Origin of the sequence: Pedobacter sp. GR22-10 (assembly GCF_026239715.1) — a bacterium.
Taxonomy (GTDB): Bacteria; Bacteroidota; Bacteroidia; order Sphingobacteriales; family Sphingobacteriaceae; genus Pedobacter.
In genome coordinates this window covers 723,851-741,482 of sequence record NZ_JAPIVR010000001.1, presented here as the reverse complement: position 1 = coordinate 741,482, position 17,632 = coordinate 723,851, and the positions used below count along the sequence as shown (strand labels likewise).

General features: G+C 44.2%; 20 protein-coding genes. 2 read left to right on the top strand and 18 right to left on the bottom strand.

What is annotated here, in order from left to right:
* The first annotated feature begins 117 nt into the window (after positions 1–117).
* Together OQX64_RS03010 and OQX64_RS03005 are read left to right on the top strand one after the other, a co-directional pair.
* Positions 118–1,023 (top strand): SDR family oxidoreductase, encoded by a 906-nt coding sequence (locus OQX64_RS03010; RefSeq protein ID WP_265817578.1) that lies wholly within the window; start codon positions 118–120, stop codon positions 1,021–1,023.
* A gap of 141 nt (positions 1,024–1,164) precedes the next feature.
* Positions 1,165–2,076 (top strand): helix-turn-helix domain-containing protein, encoded by a 912-nt coding sequence (locus tag OQX64_RS03005; RefSeq protein ID WP_265817577.1) that lies wholly within the window; start codon positions 1,165–1,167, stop codon positions 2,074–2,076.
* A gap of 63 nt (positions 2,077–2,139) precedes the next feature.
* Here OQX64_RS03005 and OQX64_RS03000 read toward each other — a convergent pair whose 3' ends face one another.
* The 18 genes from OQX64_RS03000 to OQX64_RS02915 all read right to left on the bottom strand — a co-directional run bounded on the left by OQX64_RS03000 (position 2,140) and on the right by OQX64_RS02915 (position 17,519).
* Positions 2,140–2,316: a histone H1 gene (locus tag OQX64_RS03000; protein ID WP_265817576.1), complete on the bottom strand. Its 177-nt coding sequence runs from the start codon at positions 2,314–2,316 to the stop codon at positions 2,140–2,142.
* 125 nt (positions 2,317–2,441) lie between these two features.
* Entirely contained in the window at positions 2,442–3,215 is a 774-nt protein-coding gene (locus tag OQX64_RS02995; protein WP_265817575.1) for a hypothetical protein, read from the bottom strand.
* Between the two features lie 52 nt (positions 3,216–3,267).
* On the bottom strand, positions 3,268–3,906 hold the full coding sequence (locus OQX64_RS02990; protein WP_265817574.1) for a hypothetical protein: 639 nt from the start codon (positions 3,904–3,906) through the stop codon (positions 3,268–3,270).
* Positions 3,881–4,702: a DUF4099 domain-containing protein gene (locus tag OQX64_RS02985; RefSeq protein WP_265817573.1), complete on the bottom strand. Its 822-nt coding sequence runs from the start codon at positions 4,700–4,702 to the stop codon at positions 3,881–3,883. The genes OQX64_RS02990 and OQX64_RS02985 overlap by 26 nt, the downstream gene beginning before the upstream one ends.
* An 11-nt stretch (positions 4,703–4,713) precedes the next feature.
* A complete protein-coding gene (locus OQX64_RS02980; protein ID WP_265817572.1) occupies positions 4,714–5,205 on the bottom strand; it encodes a M23 family metallopeptidase in 492 nt (163 codons plus the stop codon).
* Between the two features lie 7 nt (positions 5,206–5,212).
* Positions 5,213–7,171, bottom strand: a complete 1,959-nt coding sequence (locus OQX64_RS02975; RefSeq protein ID WP_265817571.1) for a type IV secretory system conjugative DNA transfer family protein — start codon at positions 7,169–7,171, stop codon at positions 5,213–5,215.
* 23 nt (positions 7,172–7,194) lie between these two features.
* Positions 7,195–8,031 (bottom strand): DUF4138 domain-containing protein, encoded by an 837-nt coding sequence (locus OQX64_RS02970; RefSeq protein WP_265817570.1) that lies wholly within the window; start codon positions 8,029–8,031, stop codon positions 7,195–7,197.
* A gap of 30 nt (positions 8,032–8,061) precedes the next feature.
* Positions 8,062–9,276, bottom strand: a complete 1,215-nt coding sequence (traM, locus tag OQX64_RS02965) for a conjugative transposon protein TraM (RefSeq protein ID WP_265817569.1) — start codon at positions 9,274–9,276, stop codon at positions 8,062–8,064.
* 41 nt (positions 9,277–9,317) lie between these two features.
* Positions 9,318–9,740, bottom strand: a complete 423-nt coding sequence (locus tag OQX64_RS02960; protein ID WP_265817568.1) for a hypothetical protein — start codon at positions 9,738–9,740, stop codon at positions 9,318–9,320.
* Complete coding sequence (traK, locus tag OQX64_RS02955) at positions 9,718–10,332, bottom strand: conjugative transposon protein TraK (RefSeq protein ID WP_265817567.1); 615 nt, start codon at positions 10,330–10,332, stop codon at positions 9,718–9,720. The genes OQX64_RS02960 and traK overlap by 23 nt, the downstream gene beginning before the upstream one ends.
* A gap of 41 nt (positions 10,333–10,373) precedes the next feature.
* Complete coding sequence (locus OQX64_RS02950; protein ID WP_265818286.1) at positions 10,374–11,528, bottom strand: plasmid transfer protein; 1,155 nt, start codon at positions 11,526–11,528, stop codon at positions 10,374–10,376.
* Between the two features lie 18 nt (positions 11,529–11,546).
* Positions 11,547–12,362 (bottom strand): hypothetical protein, encoded by an 816-nt coding sequence (locus OQX64_RS02945; RefSeq protein WP_265817566.1) that lies wholly within the window; start codon positions 12,360–12,362, stop codon positions 11,547–11,549.
* On the bottom strand, positions 12,359–12,991 hold the full coding sequence (locus OQX64_RS02940; protein ID WP_265817565.1) for a hypothetical protein: 633 nt from the start codon (positions 12,989–12,991) through the stop codon (positions 12,359–12,361). Before OQX64_RS02940 ends, OQX64_RS02945 begins: the two co-directional genes overlap by 4 nt.
* Before the next feature lie 68 nt (positions 12,992–13,059).
* The gene (locus OQX64_RS02935; RefSeq protein WP_265817564.1) at positions 13,060–13,743 is read right to left on the bottom strand and encodes a hypothetical protein; all 684 of its coding nucleotides are present in this window, start codon (positions 13,741–13,743) and stop codon (positions 13,060–13,062) included.
* A 5-nt stretch (positions 13,744–13,748) separates the two neighbouring features.
* Positions 13,749–14,441, bottom strand: coding sequence for a hypothetical protein (locus tag OQX64_RS02930; RefSeq protein WP_265817563.1), 693 nt, complete (start codon positions 14,439–14,441; stop codon positions 13,749–13,751).
* Between the two features lie 31 nt (positions 14,442–14,472).
* Positions 14,473–16,929 (bottom strand): TraG family conjugative transposon ATPase, encoded by a 2,457-nt coding sequence (locus OQX64_RS02925; protein WP_265817562.1) that lies wholly within the window; start codon positions 16,927–16,929, stop codon positions 14,473–14,475.
* Positions 16,913–17,215, bottom strand: a complete 303-nt coding sequence (locus OQX64_RS02920) for a plasmid transfer protein (protein ID WP_265817561.1) — start codon at positions 17,213–17,215, stop codon at positions 16,913–16,915. The genes OQX64_RS02925 and OQX64_RS02920 overlap by 17 nt, the downstream gene beginning before the upstream one ends.
* Position 17,216: 1 nt before the next feature.
* A complete protein-coding gene (locus OQX64_RS02915; RefSeq protein ID WP_265817560.1) occupies positions 17,217–17,519 on the bottom strand; it encodes a DUF4134 domain-containing protein in 303 nt (100 codons plus the stop codon).
* Between the last annotated feature and the right edge of the window lie 113 nt (positions 17,520–17,632).

Genomic DNA, 17,632 nt, shown 5'->3' with positions numbered 1-17,632 from the left:
GAGTTGACACCTAATCCAGAAACTCTCCCCAGCCCCGTTTTTGTTAATGAATACCAGGATTTTGTTTATTCCTTGCCACCGAATTGATGGATCTTTGTAAAAACAAAAAACAAAGAGATGAATATCGTATTAACAGGTTCTTTAGGGAACATCGGAAAACCACTTATAAGATTATTGGTCGGTAAAGGACATCAGGTAGTAGTAATCAGCAGCAATGCTGAAAGAATATCTGCTATAAAAGCCTTGGGCGCAACTCCAGCAATTGGGACCATAAAAGACGTAGACTTTTTAGCGGCGACATTCTCAGGCGCTGATGTGGTTTATTTAATGGAGGCTTGGGAAGCAATAGGAGGTCTTTTTGATAAGGATATTGACTTTCTTTCGGAATTTATGAAGATCGCCAATAACTATGTTGCAGCAGTGGAAAGGTCTGGAGTAAAAAACATTATTCATTTAAGCAGTATAGGTGCCCATTCAAGTAACGGAACAGGCAGTCTTTTGGTGCACCACAAAGTTGAAAATATCCTTAAGACACTTCCTGAAAACATCAATATTAAGTTCATTCGCCCAGTTGGGTTTTTCAGCAATATTTACCGTTGGCTGCCCATGATTCAATCTCAAAACGCAATCATTCAAAGCTATGGCGGTGATCGGAAAGAGCCCTGGGTATCCCCGTTAGATATTGCGCAAACAATTGCCGATGAAACGGAAAAAATATTCAATGGTAAAACGGTTCAATATGTTGCAAGCGATGAAGTATCTCCAAACGAGATCGTACAAGCCTTAGGAAAAGCAATCAACCAGCCAGAATTGCAGTGGAAAGTTGTTCCTGCAAAACAACTTTTAGATCAGATGATTTCTGCAGGAATCAATGAATGGATTTGTAAAGGATTGATCGAGATGCAGCGGGCGCAGCAAGACGGCAGTTTGTATGAAGATTTTTACCAGCACAAACCTGAACTTGGCAAAGTAAAACTAAAGGATTTCGCAATGGAATTTGCAGAAACCTACAACAAAAAATAGACAATTATAAGATGCCATCGCACAAGCAAAAATGGCTTGCAGCGAATGACATACTCGTTGGAACAATCTTGATAAATAATAATTTATATTTGATCCCTGCAACATCCATCAATAATGGGTGCTGTAATCAACTGACTGGAAATGAAATATACCGAAAACAAGCTACAAAAGTTTAGGTCATTAACTGAGTTTCATGAAACATTTGGCCTCCCGAAACCTGAGCATCCATTAATCAGTTTTATTCGCTTGGAAGACATGACACTACCTGAAAAGGCGTTAGCCGATCATCTGGTCCTGGATTTCTATAAAATTGCTTATAAGGATACGATTGGAAAAGCCAAGTACGGTCAGCATCATTATCACTTCGGTGAAGGTGGTTTGGTTTTCACTGCTCCTGGACAAGTGTTTGAAAAACCCAGAAGCAATAAAAGCAAAGGTCGTATTTTACTTATCCATTCGGATTTTTTTCTTTCCTATTCCTTGTCAAGAAAAATCAAACAGTCGGGATTCTTCACGTATGCTACGGATGAGGCACTTCATTTATCCGAAAAGGAGAAGGAAACCATATTTTCTTTATTTAAGATTGTTGATGATGAGCTTAATAGTCGCATAGATGATTTTAGTCATGACTTAATTATTTCGCAGATTGAATTATTGCTCAATTACAGCAGCCGATTTTACAAGCGACAATTTATTACCCATAAAGCGGTTCACACTGATCTGGTAGCAAAATTTGAAACCATACTTGAATCTCACTTTACACCTGAAATAGCGCTACAAAATAAAACACCTTCTGTTCAATATATTGCAGAACAATTAAACGTTTCCGCTAACTACCTTAGCGATCTGTTACGAACATTAACAGGACTCAATACGCAGCAACATATTCACAACAGACTGATTGAAAGTGCAAAAGCAATTTTATCTACGACAACCCTTTCTGTATCCGAGATCGCTTACCAGTTAGGGTTTGATTATCCCCAGTCGTTTAGCAGACTATTCAAAACTAAAACCAGCTTAACACCTTTGGCATTTAGGAAGTCATTCAATTAAAGCAACATCGCCCAGCCCGAAATCGGACTGGGCGATGATTCCCAAAACAGTAATTTCAATCGATTACTTTGTGTTTTTCTTTTCAGTTACCTCAGCTCTGATTTCCTGAGCCAGATTTTTCAGGTCCTGCATACCTTTACGAACACGCGTTCCTGCAGCAGCATTTCCTGCGTTATAAAACTTTTCAGCATCAGCCTCAACTGAAGCTACAAGCGCTTTAATTTTTGAGAATTTTTCCATAATAAATCAATATTTAAGCAGCAAATATATCAGAATCCCTCAAATCCAAAAAATTTGGACGTAACAAAGCAGGGGGCAAAAGCCCCCTGCTAAGCCTCAACAAAACTAAAACTAAATACCAAGGACTATCTGCCCCTTCCCTTTTTTGCTTCAATCACCACTTCCGGTTCCTGGATAACTGCCTCACCGGCCACCTGTTTTTGATCCACAGCTTTACTGTAAACCGACTTCATGCCCGCATCATAAAAGTCCAAAGTCTTATATTGCGGATTGGCAGCAACAAATCCTTTAGTCTCTCTGCCATCCTTTGAAAAAGAAACCTCATGCACATTACCACGCTGCAAAGACTTCATTAACTGATCCTTAAAACCAGGTTTTTCCAGATCAGCGATCATGAAACGATCAATGGTTGCCGAAAGGTCAAAGCCATACTTCTCCCCAAAGTTTTTCATCGCATATTTACCATCTATCTTCTCTGCAAAATCCAGCTTTAGCCATAGGTTTGCTTTCTCACCACTCTTCAGCACTACATCTTTATTAACTGCACGACCAGAAAGCAAGTTGAACGATTCTTTCGCCGTTACGCCCTTACCCTTATTGATATAAAAGGTCTGGGATATAAGATCAGTTATGTCTGCCTTTTTAAGCGTTGCCTCGTAACTATTAAAAAAATACATATCGGTTTCCTTACTTTTGGAAAAATTGAGTACGTATGAAACTTTGTCCCCAAACCCCGGCTCGTACCTTTTAGCAGGATCCTGCATTTCGATCGTTGGAGACTGGAGGTTGAAGTCCTGTGGGGCATTTGTGATGGATTCTTTTAAAGCTGCATTCAGCTGCTCCCCAAAACCAAGGTATTTCAGATTATTCTGCAAATACACTAAATTCTCTTCATTCATAGATTAAAGATTTAAGATTAAAAAAATTAAGATTTAAAAATTGTTATTGTATTCAGCGACCAGAGCGCAGACGATCCAGAAAACTGTCCTCCCCTTGAGGCCTTTTCATGCTGGAATAATCCCGCAAACCGGTGGCCTGTTTAAATCGGGAAAGACTGAAGCCCTCTACTGGAAAAATATACGAGCGGCCACGAAATTGACAGGACAATTGATCTTCACTAAGCCAAAAATTAACGGAGAAACCCTTTAATGAAACACAGATTTTCACGGCCCGCAGGACATCCAACAGATCTCTGCCAAAAAGCAAATTGATTTTTCGACCAAAGCAAAATTCCGGAACAGCACCAGGAATCTGACAATTCAGTCCAAAAGCGACCCAGCATGATTCATCCAGATCAGCTAACTTCGCATCCTGCAACAAGGCAAAAGCAACCGCCTCCATTGCTGAAGAACACACATAAAGCGAACTACCTGCTGACAAACCGTGTTCATTGTACCAGATCCCTGAAGAAATGGCCATCTGGTGTTTACCAAGATGAAAACTTTCAGAAATACCGTCAGAAAACACAAAATCCAGTTTCCCATCATGACCCCGTTCATAAGTACCTTTAAAGTACTTTTTCAAAACTGCATCCATAGCCCCATCCATTCCAAACCTAAAGGAATTACCTAGAGAATCCAGACCTTCCATAGCTTCGCTGCTGTTCGTTTTTACCAGAAATCATTTGCGCGGACTCCGCTTTTTCTACCAGCTGAACATACGCTCCTGCTTCCGGTTTTTCAAAACGTTCCAAGGCTTTGGAATAAGCTTTTCCAAGCGCTTTCTCCTGTAATGTTTCCCCTTGTTTGTCAATCAAGGCATTAAGTCCCTGGTAAAGCAGATAAGAAATCCCGCCGTCCATCAAAATGGAAACCACCAGCGCCATGCGGTTGCTTCGAAATCCCTCGGGTGCAGTACCGCTGGCCTGAACCATCGAACCATCTGGCATTTCAATTTGCCTGCCTGATAAATAACGGTCTTTTTGATACGGCGTTAATGGCTGCCCATTGATTTCCAGTGGCGCCTGGATCTTTGAAGTATCCGTTACTACAAATTCCCTGGTATTCCAGTCATACTCGATGAGCATATCCCGATACACTCCTCCACGTTCCAGGGATTTAACGACATTCCCCTTCAAGCCGGTAAGCAACTGATCCGCTTCATTTGACGTAATAAATGATGGCGTAATCGCCTGCTTGTATACCGGATGAACCAATAAATCCGGATGCACTAAGCTATCCCGCGAGAGCGAAAGCTTCACATCCATTTCTTTGATTTCAACCCCAGCCCTCGAGATGTTTTCCAACCTGATTAGATTGGTTCTCGATCCTGATAACAGCGCATGAATATCCCTGCGATCCAGCAAGATTTCTTCTCCCCTGGCCAGCCCAATCTCCCGGAGCTGATCCATCGGGAGATCTTTTTCATTTAAAATTTTCCCGTACATGTGCTAAAAATTTAATGTTTTGTATTATTGTTTAACTCGCTCAGGAACCTGAGCGGGTTGACTGCCTGGCCTGCGTAATTCACCCCAAAGTGAAGATGCGGCCCGGTAACCCTGCCTGATTTACCACTAATTGCTACTGCCTCTCCCACATGAACCTGCTGTCCAGGAGCGACCAAAGCCAATGAAAGATGCCCATAGGTCAAAATAAAATCGCCGCTTTTGATCCGGAGATAGTTTCCAATTACAGGGCCATAACCGACATTCACTACCTCGCCATCCATCACTGAATACACTGGCTCATAAAAAGCCCGGAGATCAATGCCATAATGAAACTTAGCGCCCTCACCCGTAACCGGATGTTTCCTTGGTCCATAGGTAGAAGTCAATACAAAAGATTTTAAAGGAAATGTAACTATAAAGCCTGAATCAATTTCCAATCCGGCCTCCTGTCCCCACACCAATCCCATCTGACCAAAAAAGCAAACCAGAAACCAGTTAAGCAACAAAGCTTTATTTGAAAAGCCCGACCAGATTCTCCATTTCCTGATTGATGCGCAAAAAATTGGTGCGCAGAATCTGTTCCTTTCTCCCTCCGAAATCATAAAAAACAGGCAGTTCCTGATATCCCTTCTCTTCATTTTCGACTTCCTTTAAGTTCAGGTTCACCCTGCAATTGACCGCTGAAGTTTCAAATTTACCGGTGTAATCCCCCTGCGCATCCGCGGCAATGATGCCGACCATTTCTCCCGCACCAAGTGATGCGATCTTACCAGCGGGAATCAGTACATCCAGTTTTTCATTGATCGAGACCGATACCTTACTGCGGTCTATCGACAGGCTTTCTCCCCGCTGCTTGCTCTTTCCGAAAATCCGTTCCAGCCAGTCCAGCGTTTCCTTGTTTCGAACCGATCCGGAAAGTACATTTCCAACGACTGCAGTAATTGTGGTCGCTGTATCTTTTCCATATTGCTGCTTGAACTGGGGCAATTCCTGAAGTCCCATCAGCACCGCCACCTTATTGGATCTGGCAGTTGCAATCAAGTTTTCAATCCGGTGCACAAATAAAGTCGGCACTTCATCCAGGATCAATGCCGATGGCAAATTGCCCTTGGTATTAATTAATCGCGTGAGTCTATTCAGTACCACCGAATAACAAGCCGAGTTGATGTTCTGGGTATTTGGATCGTTGGCCAGCACCAAGATCGATGGCTTTTTTTGATCCGAAATCTTTAGCTCGAAATCATCGCCAGAGAAAACCCAGTAGGTTTCTTTGGTAGCCATCCTGGAAATAAAGATTTTAAGCGTTCCCACCTGTCCTTCCAGCTGATCAAAAGCCTTTGCTGTAAAGGCAGTCATAAAAGGAGAAAGCAGTGAAACCAGTTCAGGCTCAGAAAAAAGCGTATTGAAAATCTCTTCATAACTTCTGTTTAAAAAAGACAGGATATGCGGCAACGAAGAATATTTTCCTTTTTCATGACGACTAAGAAAATAAATGGCCGAGGCCAAAAAATTGATGGCTGATTGGGTAAAAAAGGCATCACTTCCACTAGCCTTATCTCCTTTCTTTAGCGCCTCCACTAGCGCCTCCGCAGTTTCCGAGGCATCAGCCAGCGTGCGGATATAATCTGCCCGAAGCGGATTAATGCGCCTGCTTTTTTCCACTTCATTTAAATTGATTACATGAAAAGCCACATCTTTTAGCTTGCCCGACTTTTTTCCCAAAAGAAAATGGTAATAGGCAATTTTGCCCAGGTCAGGATGCTTAAAATCGTACAAACAAATCGAAAATGCCTTGCCAATCAACTGCCTGATAAAGGGGTTCACCACAGAGAAACTCTTTCCAGATCCTGGCGTACCGATGAGCAGCGTTGCCCGGAAGGGATTGACCAGATTGATCCAGCCTTTTCTCACCCTCCGGTTATAATAAAACAGCATCGGGATATTGACCGAATACGGCGTTTCTATTTTCCGTACCTGCTGCATAAAGCTTTCTCCTTCGATATTCCATTGATCCTTTCCCAATGCTGAGCGCAGCATTTTAGAAATATTATCCATTGAAAGACTGATCAGTATCGCCCCAAGTAGCGAAGCACACATATACAGCAACTCATACCAATGGGTATAGCTGAACACCATTCCAGAAGGAAGCCCAAAAAAATACAGGCTCCCGAAATATAGCAATAGTCCAGTACCCAAAGGATACACAATACTTTTTTTAGGATCCAGCTCCGGAGATTTCTTAGCCAACGTGCCGATACTCACCAGGCAAATCAGCATCAAAACAAAAAGCTTCGAATAGATCAGCTGCTGATAGATTGGTATTGCAAAGACCCTAACAATCGCTACTTGGAATAAACCCCAGAACGGTGCATCGGGATAGATAAAAACCGCAAATTCTACCAATATGAAAAAGTAGATCAGGCACCGCATAAAGCCATGCAGCTTCTGAATTTCCCTGGTTTCTTCCATACGCCAATAAATCAAAGTAAATACTAATACAAGATCACGTCCGCATCCAGCACATCACTGTAGCGAATGGGAAAGCTGATACTTCTCCCTGAAAGTTGTTTCTCGCTCAACTGCACCTGCAAAATCTTGTTGCCAGGGAAAGTGAACTTTTTGAAAACAAAAATATTCCGGTAGAGCCGCTTGAACGAGCCATTATCGAATAGCGAAAGTTCCGGAAATATAGGTACAGACTGCGAATTGGTCGCCTTTGCGATCTTTTTATCTTCCAGTGAAAAACGGAGCTGGTCAATATCATAGCCAATATTGCTCTTATTATAAAAGCTCAGGTCAATAAAAATATAATTGCCCAGCGATGCGATCTTATTCAGCCGCGCTTTGATCCCGTAGCGATCTTCACGAGTTTGAAAGATACCCTTACGAGACTTAAGCAGGTCATGCGCCAGTTCTTTCAGTTCCTGCACACCTAACTCCTTCCCCTGACCAATGAATGGTTTCCAATCGTCCAAACCAATCCTGACACTTGGCCGAAACACGCTGTCGGGAAAGGAGTGATTATAAATCAGCCGGAACTGCACAAATCCCCGCTCGCCCGCTAAAGTGAGTATGCCATCGCCATAAGCAATACTTGCGCTATCGGCAAGACTAATACGGATCAAGCCATCAGTAGGTTGATCTAATCTGACACCTGAAAGCGAGCTGTTCAAATAGCGGACGGGCTTATCTGAAACCAGATGCACGGAAGCTGATTTTTTCAGAAAGATCACTGGCAGATCTGTAAAGACTGCAAGCGACGCCATTTGCGAAAAAACCGTCGACATATAAAGACAGCATAAAGCCGTTAGAAAAATTATTTTTTTCATCACAAATATTTTAAATAAATTATAAATGGATCACTGCAGGCCAGCAGCATCAATGAGCAGTACATAGGTACTATATTTCACTTTGGCCCTGTTTTTTTTAATCAGCCCGGAAATGGCTGAAGAAGTGGACTGGAAAAGACGGTCAACTGTACTCATCAGGAACTGCTGACCCGAGGCGGAAGAAACCGATACCCCTTGAATGGATTCGCCACCAATATTTTTGGAAAACTCCCTAAAAAATGAGGATGGTACGTAGAGACCCGACAACCCATCCAAATCATAAACCTCCAGCTTAACCGGGAAGATCTTTCCTGCAAAATGTACGGAGGAAATAGAGAGCTTGATCCGCTGATCTGAAAAGCCGCTCACTAAGGCATACAGCAAACTACCACTGGGCACCCTCACCTCACCTACCACCATATCTTCCAACAACCGGATACGTATCCTCGAACCGGCCAGGGCGGTCACATCCTGATCAACGAGGGCTTTAATCTGCAAAGACACTTTCCCCTGAACATTCCCGGCAGGTTTAACGCGAAGCGAATTGCGGTCCGAAGATTCCTGGAGCTGTTTTAAGCGCAACGACTCTTCCTTTCTTTTGTTTTCTTCCTGAAAAGCCGGATCATTTTGCTTGCTCACGCTATCCATATAGGACATTTGTTTTCGGAAAATCTCCATCGGATCAGCAGCAGACTGCGAAGTAAGCCGGTCTTTTTGGTCCACCCGATCAACAGACTTTCTGGCGGCAGCCAGATCAGAAAGTGCTTTAGCCATCTGCTTATCCTGAGGATTCATCGCCTCATCATGAGCATTCACCTTACTTGCCGAGGTACTTCGTGTCACAGGTATTTGACCACCCACATAGCCGGCAGCCGGATCATTTCTAATCCGATAGCTTCCAGCACCTGATTTAAGTGATGCCGCGATGGAATCCAGACTCCTTTTTTCCGCATCCGAATAACCAGAGCGCAAAACCGTATCCCGTACCACTTCTTCTGAAATCGGATTGATTCCTGAATAACCATCACTGGCCTTATACCGATCACGGTAAGCATCCAGCTTTCCAGAAAGCCCCTGATCCCGGACCTGGTCCGAGATATCTGCAATCTGCCCGTTCATCCCATTAGTGGGAACTTGCTGCTTTTCTTTTCCTGAACGGCTACTGTACACACAAAAGAACAGGCATAAAAACGGCAGGGCCAGCAGCGGCAGAATATACCGGGGCTGTTTAAAATTGATTTTCATACTGTTAAGAATTAAAGGATAAGAAGAATAACAATAAAGCATTAGCGCTCCAGGGATTCAAGCGTTCGTAAGAGCCAGAGCGAATCCAGAGCGGTGAGGTGCTTTTTATTAAGAAGCGTATCAACTTTTTGATTAAGCTCAACATTACGTTTCACCTTTGCAGCCGTACCAGAAATCTCCTCCAGTCCCTGATAAAAGCCACTAGCTCCCAAATCCATAAACCTAGAAACTTCTCCTGCTGGCTTAGCGTTGACACCCATATTTTTACTACCGAAGATGTCCCTAGCTAAAACCAAAAGCGAAAGCCCGATGGATAGTATCATTATGGCAAAAACTGATCTGGGGTAATGGATCATGAATGATCTAACTCTCGCCAAACACCGGTTCCATAATGGGCTAAAAGCATCATTGAGCTCTGATAAAAACCTTTTATCAGCCAGCCTAAAGTGAATTTTTCTGAACATTTTCCAGGTCTTTATTTTCCAGTATTTTCCACTGGGTGATCAATACCCCGTGGGGATTATTTTCACTTCTCGGCATATCCCGCAGAGTGCCTTCGGTAATGAGCGAGCGCACCACGGTTGCACTTCGGCGATCAATACGCTGCTTCCCATAAAACCGGAAATATCGTTTGTGCACGTCCAGAAAGATCGAATCGGTTTGCAAAGTCAGCACCGAAGAAGAAGAAAGCACAGAACTGAAATAACCCTTTTCCTTCAAATCATTGTACTGCCTGGCTCCGGACTCATCCACCAGGTACATTGCCTTTTTCATCTGGTATTCAATGAAGCGGTCATCCGGAGTGAGCGAAAAAAACAGGGAATGGAACAAATCCACGTCTGCCCGGTATTCCGCGGGCCTGTTCATCTGTAAATCCGTTTGCTTGGCCAGCATCGGTACATGGTTATCCAGAATGTAAATGCTCCGCCTGGCAGAACTCACCTGCCGGTAGGCAAAAAAAGATACTACAATAGCGATCACTACCGAGGCCATCAGACTTCCCACCGACACGATAGTGGCCAGACGGATCTTGGATTCTATATTTTTGATCATCATAGTCGAAAAAAATAAAAGGTTAAAAATCAAAAAGACTTTAGCTAAAAGAAACTGCCTCCAGTTTTCTTCGCTACGCCCATCACGCTTTGAGCACCCCTGCCAAAATTGGAAGCGGCAGAGCTTATACCAGAAGTGGAAATGATCCAGGTGGAAATGCTGGGCACAGTAAACATGCAGACTGCTCCAATTACAAAACTTAAGATCACTGTACCAAAGGAAAGTATCCCGTTTCCGGCAAACCAGGCCATTTTCTCCAGATTCGCCGCCGAGCCCTCCTCTCCGATGAGTTCCTTATAGCGGTTAATCTCCACGGTCATCGCATATTTTTGCATTAAAGCCACCAGGTACATCACCAGGTATCCAATGCCCACATATAGGTTTACAGAAATGAATCTGGCGATCCATGTTGACATCGAATCACGGAAAGAAGGCAGAATACTCGCAGCAACAGCGAAGGGTCCAAGAATAATCAGTATGGAAGCGTACAGGATCTGGATCATAAAAAGTACATAAACTGCTATTCGGAGTATCCATATCCCAAGCAATTCCAAAAGCTGCGTCAGTAGTAACTGCATGCCTATTTTCAGGCGGTTCTTGAGCTCAATCACAGGGCTTACCACCGTGGACATCCCTTCCTTAATGGTGGAGCTCACCGAATCCCAGGCCTTTCCCGCCCAGGTATCGGATTCCTTTTCCGCCAGCTCCGTCTCCGCTTCAAAACTATAAAGCGCATTGGCTACCTTTTGCATATAGTCCGCCCTAGTCAGCCGCAATACATTCACATTACTTTGCTCCGAGGCGAACATCTCTTCTGTCTTCACGGCGACCAAGTCCGTTGGAAAAGCAATCATTTTGGTAAAGCTACCCCACCACATGATCACCATTACCAGACCAAAAGGCCTGAGTAGAGGCATAATCTCCAGCTGTTTATCCCCCGAAATCATATCGTAACTCTTGATCGCAAAAAAAATGATCATAAAGATCGCAGCTAACGCCTTGGCATCAGTGATAAAAAGATCAAAGTGCGTCCAGATCGATTCCCGGAGGCCTTTTAAGAATACCATCATACCTTCTTCATACACCCCATTGCCTTGCAAAAATTCAAAAGCGCTCTTATTGTCAGGCTGCTGCGCCACCGCTGAAAGCGCTCCACTCATTATCGTCAGCATGAGCAGAATAAATTTCAAATTTTTCATCATTTAAAAGATTAAGCATTAATATTTCCGATCTGAAAGTACTTTCCTGGCGACTTCCTCATCCGACATGGAAGTCGAAACACCAGCATTCTGACCAGCACCCACCTTTGATTTAACAGCAGACAAGCGGATCATTTTTTCAGCAGTTGCCCGTTTAGAAGTCCAAATCCCCTGGATTTTTCGAAACTCCAATAGCAGCCGCTGATAAGATAATATTCTCGATCCCCGGTCCTGATTGGTTCTTCTGCTTCCTTCCAGCCGCTCAGCAAGCATGGCCACCTGATCTTTGTACCAGCCATAACTTCCCTCGCTGATCAGTTTAGCCTTTACGGAAGGCGAAAGTCCGGATAGAATGTCCACCCGACCGGGATCGGTGACCGGCCTGAACTGCGAGGAATAATAAAACAGCCACAGCGGATCCGCAGCAGAAAATAAACCTGCATTTGCGCTGATCTGATCCAAGGCAACATTGCGAATGGTATCGCTACCCAACTCCATATTCTTATCCGCCCACTGCATCCCTGCTTCCATCCCCATACGAATCGTTTCATGACCTGTGGCTGAAAGCGGCCGCAGATCTGTCTTAGGATAATTCGGATGCAATCCCCAGGTTAGCCAGTAAAAGGGATTGAGCCCCAGAAAACCTCGTGTTGGGGTAAACTTGCTCCTGTCCCAGGATTTAAAGACCATGCGTTCCTGCTGGTTGACCATGCTTTCATCCCTGATGCTGGTTTGGCCCATCGCAAACGAAAACCAAACTAAAAGACCAATCCCCGTCAGCAGCAAATGCCTGCTTAATCCCCTATAAAATCCGTTAACACTATAATTTTTCATCTCTTTAAATATTTAGCTTTTATTAAAATATCCTCCACCATCCGTTTATCCGAATTAATAAAACTGGCAAATGGATTCAGCGCCCTAATGATCCCGCGTTGTCTCGCCGAGTACATTGCCCGCCAGGCCCCATAACAGAGTCCGGAAATAATATGCAGTTCATCACTAATCCTTTTCATCAGCTCATCTCTCCCATTATAATCCATCAGCACATTTTCCCCCTGCTTTAATACAAAACCGCTTACCTCGGTGATCAGCCTGCCCGAACGCCACGCCACTTCCCTTGCCATATTTTCAGCAAAAACAAGCAAATAAGGCTCCTTTCTCCCAATTTCCACCACGGCAGTTGAATAAATCACAATCTGATCACAAGTGCTGTACATACTTTGCAGCATCAAACCATTTCGAAGTGCACCATTGACATTGGAAAGACCAGAATAAATCAATTCCTGTGCGGTGACCACCGTTGCAGCATTCAGGTTAATGTCATTCAGGCTACTTTCAATCTTTTCCAGATAACGCTGGTGACCGAGCGCTGCCGAAGTCCTGACAAATGCATTTTCGGTGATGATGGCGTGATGTCCTGCATCATAGACGATGCGCTGGGAAAAAACTGAAAGTGGAATCACACAGATTATTCCAATCAAGGCCCTGAGACATGACCAAATCCGAACCATAAAAATCCTCATACCAACCCTCATAACCCCATTGCTTTAGCATTGCTCAAAATATCCTCCACCACGCTTTTATCCATACTGATATAATCTGAAAAGGGATTGATAGCCATCAAAATCGATGAAAGCGCAGCTTGATCCAGCATCCGGACCAGTCCCGAAGACAAAGCCGCGATCTGTTGCAGCTCGGTGATTACATGATCAAATAAGATTTTTCTGTCCGAAATTTTCATCTGGTTTAATGACCCATAACTTAAAACCAGCCCAAGCAGGTATCCAGATAAATCCTTTGCCCGGAGTACAAACTCCACTTCGGTTTGGTAAACCAAAGGCAAGAGCAACGGATCACGAGCGGCAGCATCATACAATCTGGACTGATCGGCAATGATGCGGGAAACCAGCGGCGATGCATTCAATCCCACTTCAGCAGCAGAAACCGCCTTCCCCAGAAATGAAAACCTGCTTTGCAATAAACGGTAAGAATCCTTAAGCTTAAAAAGCAGTGTTTTGTTCGCCTGCTCATTCGCTGTATTCTGGGACTGGCGATTCCGCGCCGTTTTCTGTCGTTCATGCTCTGATTTGGAATCCGAAACCAGTTGGTGAATCCCCGCAATATTAAGTGCCTTTCGCTGGGCAAACCCAGCACCGCCATAAAGACCAACCAAACCAAATAACAGGTAAACAATCAGATTAAAAACCTTTTCCATATCAATCATCTCTTTAAGTATTTAGCCTCCGTCAATACACTGTTTGCAATTCTTACATCCATATTGATCCAACTGCCCCATGGATTAAGCGAAGCAAAAACCCCCTTCATTTTTGCCCAGTACATCGCACGCTGCATCCCGTAAGCGATTCCACGGAGTATCCGCATTTCATTGGCAACATGGTTTAGCAACCTGGAGCGTTCCCCTGCATCCAGCAGATTATCCCTGCCCCCTTTCAGCACAAATTCCCCAACCTCAGCAGAAAGCTTTACTGCCCGGAGCTTAAACTCCCTGGCCCCTTCCTCCGCAAAAAGCAACAGCAAAGGATTTGCCTTAGCCAGACTAACCGACTTCTCTACATCACCGGCAATATCAATCCCGATGTCGGCAATCTCTTTAACCGAAAAAAGGTTATTCATTACCGAACTTACTTCAGATAACCCCCGGTAGATCCTGTCCTGCAAATCATTAACAATTACCAGCTGCCCGGTAATGGCAAGCTGCCCCTTAGCAATCAGTGATAAACGTTCATTATTTTTATCCAGCTGATGATTGATCACTGAAGCATGCACAGCGATTGCACCGGAAGTCACAGGGTCTATATAAAGTGCCTGCGCAGCCGCTCGGAAAATAAAAAAGCCTGACAGCATCACCATCAAGCTCAGGGGCACAATACCCCATAATAAAAACCTTTTCATATCCATAAAATTAAATCACCAAAACCTTCTGCTAAACAGAGAAACCTGCACTACTATTTACCAGGGTGACAAAGCTGCCCAGGTCCTTTCCCGAAGAAAGAAAGTCAGCGATAAATCCTTCAATCGCCTCCTGGTAAGACCCAAACCTTAATCGGTAATATTCCACCGCCCTTTTCTCTGGCTTTTCGGTGGTATAACATAAATACTGGGCAAGCGACACCTCAATCCCATAAACCTCTCCGACTGATCCCCTCCTGATGTAAACTTCCTTGAAAGGACCTCGACCTGCCTGGTTATCCAGCTGATTGATGGAGAAAATCTTTCTTCGCTCGACCTCACTGATGGAAAGCAATGCCGCGATATCCGCATAGTTATCCCGGAACTTTCGCTGGTCCAGCAGACAGACCGTATCAGAATTGGAAATAATGCTATCCTTAACAATCGCGTTTCCAATAATATCCCCAAGTTCCTGCGTCACTACGATCACTTCTCCCCAGAATTTCCTTACGGTTTTAAAAAGGAACAGGATATTATCTGCCATGAGTGGAGAGGCTAAACTTTTCCAGGCCTCTTCCAGGATGAGCGATTTCCTAAAGGCATTGCGAAACCGCATTTTCTGGATAAAAACATCCATAATGATCAGCGTGACGATCGGAAAAAGCACCTTGTGGTTTTTGATCGAATCAATCTCAAAGACAATCATTCGCTCGGTCAAAAGGGAAGCATCAGCATCCTCGTTGAGGATTTGCGCAAATTCGCCCCCTTTATAGAACTTTTTCAGAACATAGCGGAACTCATCGATGTCAAAGGTGATTTTTTCCTGTTCCTTAATCTCCGGGATCCTACGCAAAGCAAACTCATAAAACGAATCAAAGCCTAGCTTAAACTCATTCACTTTAAGCCCCTCAAAAACATACAAATAATATCCATTAATCACTGCTGAGATCACATCTTTTTCCACCTGGGTGGCTACGCCATCAGTTCCCTTCCAGATCAGGCAAACCAAAGTCACCAGGAAATCCTTTTTTTCGATATTGTACTCTTCCTTTGAAATCGAAAAGGGATTCATCGTGATCGGCGCGTGCTCCGAATAAGTCAAATACTTTCCTCCGAAATAAGCGCAAAGCCCGGAATAACTGTGCCCGGTATCCACGATCACTACATCCATATCATAGCGTAAATACTGCTCAATGAGCGCATTCATGAAAAATGACTTTCCAGAGCCTGATGGTCCCAGCACAAACTTATTGCGGTTATTGATTCTACCTGTTTTCATCGGCAAATCCATCGGATCCATGGCCAACGGGATACCTTGACGATCCGTGAAGCGAACCAAAAACGAAGAATCCTCATCCCTCTGCAACGATTCCTTAAAAAAAAGACATAGCGCGGCTTCGGCCGTAGTCATAAACCAATCATACTTTTTAAGCTCTACTGAATTGCCCGGCAGCACCGTTCTGAAAAGTTCCATCTGGTTATAGGCATTTGCCGAAGGAATGATCCCGATCTGAAAAAGTGCAGATTCCAGAAAATTGCAGGCCCTGGAAAGCTTTGCATTATCCGCACAAACCAATACATTAAAATGGGCATGCACCAGCAGACGGTTATCCCTGGCTACATCATTCAGTAGCGAAGAAATATCCTCAACGCAGATCAGGTTCGCTGCATCGGGAATACCCGAATGGCGTTTTTGCTTGAGTTCCAGCCCCCGCAAGAGTGAAGACTGCGCCGGCACCTCGATCACCTGGTTAAATACCATCACCGAAAAATCCGGTACCTTGAACAAAAAAGGCAGGAAATCTGCCGGAAAGCCTGCTAATGCATCAGACCCTGATAGATATCCGGAAGTAGCAAGCGAAGCAGGCAAATTGATCTGATCGATATCAATCAGCGAAACTGACCGAAAAGACCGCTTCCCCATTCCAACCTCACTTTCGCCGGGCTTAAAGTTATCCAGCACCACATTTCCATCAGAAAAATTCAGCGAAATTATCCGCATTATATAGCGGTTGATTTCTTTTTCCCTAAGCAGTATTGGTAAACAGCCCGCTTGTTCCAATATCCCCATTACCTTTAATACCATCACCTTAAAATCCCGCAGCATCGCCGGATCATGCACATAAAACCTGCCGCGTGGCACCTGCCGGGTCAATACCAGAACCGTTTCCAGGCCAACATATTCCCGGCCTGAGAAATGCGTAAAGTAAGCCTCACTCAGATACCCGGCTTCTGCCTGCTTATGCTCATAAGCCGCCCTGAAAAACACGTCCTGTTTTTGCAATACATAACCTTCACCCAACATCTTCAAAATCCCCAGAAACAGCGAATGAAAGCCATCATAACCCGAAGCATCCCCACTGTATCTCAACACCGGATTCACCATGCGGATCAATACCGAAAACTCACCGTTCATCCCGTAAAGCAAGTCCATGTCCGCAGATAAATCAATGCCCAGATAAGGCAGCCTGAATTCATTTTGCTTTTGCATACCTGTTTATTTTAGAAAGTTGATTAACCGGATAAAAAACGCCCTTTGAAAAGGCCTTATCATGAAGCCCCTTTTTTTGCCGGGCACCGATATAGAAAAAGCCCGCAATGATGATCCCGGCCATTACCACCGCTCCAAGATACATATTGATCAGGGCCATCATCAAAGCGCCAATCACCAGCGCACCGAGCAGCAGGCCCAGGCCCCAATAAATGAACTTGCCTTTAAAGCCCTTATAGACCATCGGCTTTTGCAGCCCCTTATATACCGGAAATGACCTGGCCATCCTACAAACCAAAAAAAGCCTTCACGATCAAAGAACTCAATACCAAAAAGAGGCAGGATCCGCCCCAGCCCATCAGCTCCTTATTGATATCCTGATCTCCGCTGTTCCACTTCGAATATACCCTGATCCCACCAACTATCCCGACGATCCCCCCAATCACCAGCGCGATATTCGTTGCCGGATCCACATAGGTCTTTAGTGTGGAGGTTGCCGTGTTCAAGCCCGTTACCCCGCTTTGCGCAGAAGCATAACCAAACATAAATAGAAACAGGCCCATAAGCCCGTAAGAGAAATTCCTTTTCATTACCAAAAAATTTAAGTTAAATCCAACCCGAGTAGAAAAACCAGGGCATAAAAAAAGCCGCATCAGCGGCACTATACATTTAAACCATTATCCAAATCAACCAAAAAAAACCA

Excerpts from the sequence above, each read along its gene's own strand:
- OQX64_RS03010 (WP_265817578.1), top strand. The coding sequence starts at position 118 with ATGAATATCGTATTAACAGGTTCTTTAGGGAACATCGGAAAACCACTT.
- OQX64_RS03005 (WP_265817577.1), top strand. The coding sequence starts at position 1,165 with ATGAAATATACCGAAAACAAGCTACAAAAGTTTAGGTCATTAACTGAG.
- OQX64_RS03000 (WP_265817576.1), bottom strand. The coding sequence starts at position 2,316 with ATGGAAAAATTCTCAAAAATTAAAGCGCTTGTAGCTTCAGTTGAGGCT.
- OQX64_RS02995 (WP_265817575.1), bottom strand. The coding sequence starts at position 3,215 with ATGAATGAAGAGAATTTAGTGTATTTGCAGAATAATCTGAAATACCTT.
- OQX64_RS02990 (WP_265817574.1), bottom strand. The coding sequence starts at position 3,906 with ATGGAAGGTCTGGATTCTCTAGGTAATTCCTTTAGGTTTGGAATGGAT.
- OQX64_RS02985 (WP_265817573.1), bottom strand. The coding sequence starts at position 4,702 with ATGTACGGGAAAATTTTAAATGAAAAAGATCTCCCGATGGATCAGCTC.
- OQX64_RS02975 (WP_265817571.1), bottom strand. The coding sequence starts at position 7,171 with ATGGAAGAAACCAGGGAAATTCAGAAGCTGCATGGCTTTATGCGGTGC.
- OQX64_RS02970 (WP_265817570.1), bottom strand. The coding sequence starts at position 8,031 with ATGAAAAAAATAATTTTTCTAACGGCTTTATGCTGTCTTTATATGTCG.
- traM (WP_265817569.1), bottom strand. The coding sequence starts at position 9,276 with ATGAAAATCAATTTTAAACAGCCCCGGTATATTCTGCCGCTGCTGGCC.
- OQX64_RS02960 (WP_265817568.1), bottom strand. The coding sequence starts at position 9,740 with ATGTTCAGAAAAATTCACTTTAGGCTGGCTGATAAAAGGTTTTTATCA.
- traK (WP_265817567.1), bottom strand. The coding sequence starts at position 10,332 with ATGATGATCAAAAATATAGAATCCAAGATCCGTCTGGCCACTATCGTG.
- OQX64_RS02950 (WP_265818286.1), bottom strand. The coding sequence starts at position 11,528 with ATGAAAAATTTGAAATTTATTCTGCTCATGCTGACGATAATGAGTGGA.
- OQX64_RS02945 (WP_265817566.1), bottom strand. The coding sequence starts at position 12,362 with ATGAAAAATTATAGTGTTAACGGATTTTATAGGGGATTAAGCAGGCAT.
- OQX64_RS02935 (WP_265817564.1), bottom strand. The coding sequence starts at position 13,743 with ATGGAAAAGGTTTTTAATCTGATTGTTTACCTGTTATTTGGTTTGGTT.
- OQX64_RS02930 (WP_265817563.1), bottom strand. The coding sequence starts at position 14,441 with ATGAAAAGGTTTTTATTATGGGGTATTGTGCCCCTGAGCTTGATGGTG.
- OQX64_RS02925 (WP_265817562.1), bottom strand. The coding sequence starts at position 16,929 with ATGCAAAAGCAAAATGAATTCAGGCTGCCTTATCTGGGCATTGATTTA.
- OQX64_RS02920 (WP_265817561.1), bottom strand. The coding sequence starts at position 17,215 with ATGGCCAGGTCATTTCCGGTATATAAGGGGCTGCAAAAGCCGATGGTC.
- OQX64_RS02915 (WP_265817560.1), bottom strand. The coding sequence starts at position 17,519 with ATGAAAAGGAATTTCTCTTACGGGCTTATGGGCCTGTTTCTATTTATG.